The following is a 4,043-nucleotide window of genomic DNA, read 5'->3' on the forward strand; positions in this document are numbered from 1 at the left end:
CCCCAAGCCTCCGCAGCCCAACCCGAACCCCAAGCCCCGCTGATTCACCGCTGGTTCACCGGCATCGGAACCCGGCTCGACTCCCCCGCGCGGACGCCCGGGGTCGAGGCATGGACTGGCACAGCTGGCATGACGCGTATACCGGCGAGCCGGGTCGACTGGCGCCCGGCGAGCGGATGTCCGGGTTCGTGGAGTACCGGACACCACGCCCCGGCCGTGCCCGACGGGGAGGCGTCGCGGCGTCGCGGCGTCGCGGCGTCGCGGCGGACATGGCGCCGACCGGTCCCGGGAGGGGAGGGCCGGGCGGCGCCGTGGCCGGCCGGGGTCAGTCGCGGTCGCGTTCCTCGAGGTCCAGCGTGCCGAGGAACGCCGCCCACGAAGCGGTGGCGAACCCGAGGCGTGACCCCGCAGGGGTCTTGGAGTCCCGGACGGCGAGGAATTCCCGCGCCGGGGACTTCACCTCGACGCAGGCACCGTTCCCCCCGGAATACGACGACTTGGTCCAGGTGTGCGTGCTGCCGTGCTCGATTGCCATGTTTTCTGCTCCGGTCGAGTTGTCGGTCGGGGTGTCGTAATGACGCCGCGACCGTACTAGTCAGGATGGCCATGAGTTGTACTGCTTCACCCGACCGGATGGTTCGTCCAAGGCTTTTCCCCACGGGCCCCAGAGTGGGGGTGTACGCTGCGCCGCCGCTACTTCCCGGCGATCGGCGAGGCGGCTAACTCCCGTACTCCTCAAGGAGCTTGGTGATCAATACGTGCGACTGCTCCGGGCTGAGCGCCTGGGCCCTGAGGTGTTCGTACATAACGCTGTAGTGCTGGACGTCGTGCGGCTTCTCCAAATAGAGATCACTGGTGCCGCCCTCCAGGTAAATGACCGTGGAATCGGTAGCCTCGGGAAACTCCAAGATCGTGTACTGGCCATTCACGCCGGGATGCGCGCCGGCGGAAAAGGGCATCACCTGGAGCGTCACGTGCGGCAGGCGCGAGCAGTCGAGCAATCGCCCCAACTGCTCCACCATGGTCGCGCGCCCCCCGACGAGCCGGCGCAGCGCCGCCTCGTCCACCACCGCCCACAGCCGCAGCGGGTTCCTGTCGTCCCAGACCCGCTGCTGACGCCGCATCCGGACCTGGACCCGGCTGGCGACCTCCTCCTCGCCGACCTCGGGCAGCGCGCCGGATATCACGGCGGAGGCGTACGCCGGCGTCTGCATGAGGCCGGGCACCACCTGGGGTTCGTAGACCCGTAACGAGGAGGCGTCGGTCTCCAGGCCGATGTACACGCTGTAGGTGGGTGACAGCTCGGCGAAGGCGTGCCACCAGCCCTGCTGGCGCGACTCCTTGGCCATCTGCATCAACGAGTCGACCAGCCGCCGGTCCTCGACCTCGTAGACCCCGCACAGGTCGCGGACGTCGCGCGGGCTGATGCTGCGGCGCCCGTTCTCCAGCCTGCTGATCTTGGACTGGGACACCAGCAGCCGGTCGGCGACCTCCTCGGCCGTCATGCCCCGGTCTTCACGGAGCCGCCGCAACTCCTGGCCGAGCCGGCGTCGCCGGACAGTCGGATTGACATTGCCCGCCACGGACTGTGCACCTCCGTCGTGATCACGTGACTTCCGTACCCAGCAGATTGCCATCCGACAGGGCGTGTGCGCGGCGTATTGGCGACAGAACGTGCCCGGAAACAGGCAAGGGGTGTGACGACGGCCGTCGTTCCTCACGGCCCTCGCCACACCCCGTGCCCGAAACGCGGCTCCCGGTAAGTCAGTGGGTGCTCGAGATACTCGAACTGTGGTGCTCAAAGGGGTGGGTGGTGCTCCTGGGGTGCTGTTACCGAGTCATGCCTCAGTGCGACAGCGAAGGACGTGGTGCGGCTCGCGTCACTCCTCTCCGCCGAATCTGCTCAGGAGCTTGGCTCGACTGCCCGACCACAGCCATGGCCGCCGGCGCCGGTGTGCGTCCCGCCTTGCGCGGCGGGGCGCTCGGCTGCGCCCGCCGTGCGGCGGCGGCCGCAACCTGTCCGGCCACACCGTTCTGCACGTCCATGACAGCGTGTGCCACGAGTCCGCCCATGGGGTCGTGCCTGATGAGGTCCCGGAGGCGGGAGCGGGAGGACCGCCCCTCGTTCCCCGGGTACAGGTGCTTGCCAAGGCCGACCGCGTGAGCCAGCGCCGCCAGGGCCGCGGTCCGCGCGTCCGGCGGGGTGCCGGTGCGGATCGCGGTGTCCAGCCGTGCCCGGATCTGCCTGCTGACCGCGGTTTCCGTCGCCTGGTACCGGGTCGTCGGCAGCACCCCGCACATCTGGCTCTCCACGGCATGGACCATGCCGCAGCGCTCCAGATGCGTGAGATAGGTTTGGCGCAGCCCAAGCCTGGGCCCGCCGATCCAGTGGACGGCCCGCACCGGGCTGCCGCGCCTGCGCAGCAACTCCAGCGCGGAGTCCAGGGTGGGATCTCCGGTCGGCCGTGGCAGTATCACGGCTATTCGGTCCCCGTCAGGGGCTATCCGTCCCGCCAGGGCCAGCTCGACGAGCTGTGCCCCGGCCAGGCCGAGGTCGAGCGACTGTGGCTGCGCTGTGGTACCCGTGGCCGGGTCCAGAGCGAGCAACAGCAACTCCTCCGGAATGGTTCTACGACTCCTGCCCATCCATGCCTCCCCGCGTGGATGAAAGACAGGGTGACGCCTCTCACATTGTTCTGTCGAGAGTGCGTGGTTGATTTGTGATGGAACCCGTAGATATGTCGTTGTCGTCCAACGGGTCAGACCGCACGTTTCCGCCACCACGGGCGTGGCGTACCGAGGTGCACAGGACCCGTCAGACTGGTAGGGCGAGCGGTTCGGATCATGGACAACGGCAGGGAGGCACGGGTGTCGGGCGAGTCCCCGGACATTTCGGGACGGGATCGGGAGCGGGAGTCATCGGAGAAGACGCCTGAGGGGCCCGAAAGGTTTCCCGACGACGCGAAGGTTCCCGAGGCCGACACGGACTCGCCTGCGGCGAGCCGGGCCACCGCCGAACCGGCGGCGGCCGAGGCCGACGGCGACGCGGGCGAAGCGGTCGACGCGCGGGAGGCGGCCGACAAGGGCGCCTCTCGCGCCACCACGCCGGCGGAGACGCCCCGCGACGACTCCGCCGCGGCGGAAGACGCGGACGACGCGGACGACGCGGGTGAGTCGGGTGAGGCGGGCGGCGGCGCGGGCGACGACGGCGTCACGAAGGAGCCCGCTGCGGCGGGCAGGACGAGCGAGGGCGGCACGGCCACCCGCGCCACCACGAAACGGGCCGGCAAGGCCCCGACGGGCACCGAGGACCCCAGAACCCGCATACCGGCCGGCGGGGACAAGCCGGCGGACGGCGACGCCGACACCGGCGACTCGGCGCCCACGGCCGGTAGAAGCGGCACGGCCGCCCGCGGCGCCGCGCCCCGGGCCGGCAAGGCAACGGCCGGGGCCGAGGACCCCAGAACCCGGATACAGGCCGGCGGCGTGACACCGGCGAGCACAGCTACCTCGGCCGAGGAGAACGACGCGGCGGCGGACGGTGAGGCCGCTTCGGGCGGCGGGGATCGGACGACCATGTTGCGGTTGCCCGAACAGGCGGACGGGACTGCCGCCGACAGGGCGACCACCTCCCTTCGGGTGCCGGACGACCCCGACGAGACCACTGACGGCAAGGCCGACGGCAAGAGCGTCGACCAGGCGACCACCTTCCTCCGCGTCCCCTCGGACCCGGCCGACGGCGGCGACGAGGAGAACGAGGAGAACGAGGGCGCGGCCGAGCCCGGCAAGGGCTCCGTGGATCAGGCGACCACCTTCCTCCGCGTTCCGGACGGCGCCGACCCCGACGACAAGAACGCCGACAAGGACGCGGACGACAAGCCCGTCGACCGCACGACGACGTTCCTCCGGCTACCGGACGACGCCGAGAAGGCCAAGGACGACACCGACGGCAAGGACGGCAAGGACGAGGGAGCCGGGTCCGGCCAGGGCCCGGCGCCGGCACCCGAACCGATCCCCGAACCGACCCCCGAACCGGTAACGCC

Annotated in this window: 4 protein-coding genes; 1 reads left to right on the forward strand and 3 read right to left on the reverse strand. The window is 70.7% G+C overall.

Annotated features, from left to right (window positions below):
• Nucleotides 1-325 precede the first annotated feature (325 nt).
• The 3 genes from E1283_RS33170 to E1283_RS33180 form a co-directional block, all read right to left on the reverse strand.
• Entirely contained in the window at nt 326-535 is a 210-nt protein-coding gene (locus tag E1283_RS33170; RefSeq protein ID WP_132821876.1) for a DUF397 domain-containing protein, read from the reverse strand.
• Nucleotides 536-719: 184 nt separating this feature from the next.
• Complete coding sequence (locus E1283_RS33175; protein WP_132821877.1) at nt 720-1,583, reverse strand: helix-turn-helix domain-containing protein; 864 nt, start codon at nt 1,581-1,583, stop codon at nt 720-722.
• 262 nt (nt 1,584-1,845) lie between these two features.
• Nucleotides 1,846-2,646, reverse strand: coding sequence for a GOLPH3/VPS74 family protein (locus E1283_RS33180; RefSeq protein ID WP_132821878.1), 801 nt, complete (start codon nt 2,644-2,646; stop codon nt 1,846-1,848).
• Between the two features lie 198 nt (nt 2,647-2,844).
• Between E1283_RS33180 and E1283_RS33185 the strand changes: the two genes are divergently transcribed.
• Nucleotides 2,845-4,043, forward strand: a 1,199-nt coding sequence (locus tag E1283_RS33185) for a hypothetical protein (protein WP_132821879.1), incomplete at its 3' end; no start/stop codon positions are given.

The organism is Streptomyces hainanensis (genome assembly GCF_004348415.1).
GTDB classification, from domain to species: Bacteria; Actinomycetota; Actinomycetes; order Streptomycetales; family Streptomycetaceae; genus Streptomyces; species Streptomyces hainanensis.

Bases quoted from the DNA above. Each gene is read 5' to 3' on its own strand.
- E1283_RS33170 (WP_132821876.1), bottom strand. From the start codon at position 535: ATGGCAATCGAGCACGGCAGCACGCACACCTGGACCAAGTCGTCGTAT.
- E1283_RS33180 (WP_132821878.1), bottom strand. From the start codon at position 2,646: ATGGGCAGGAGTCGTAGAACCATTCCGGAGGAGTTGCTGTTGCTCGCT.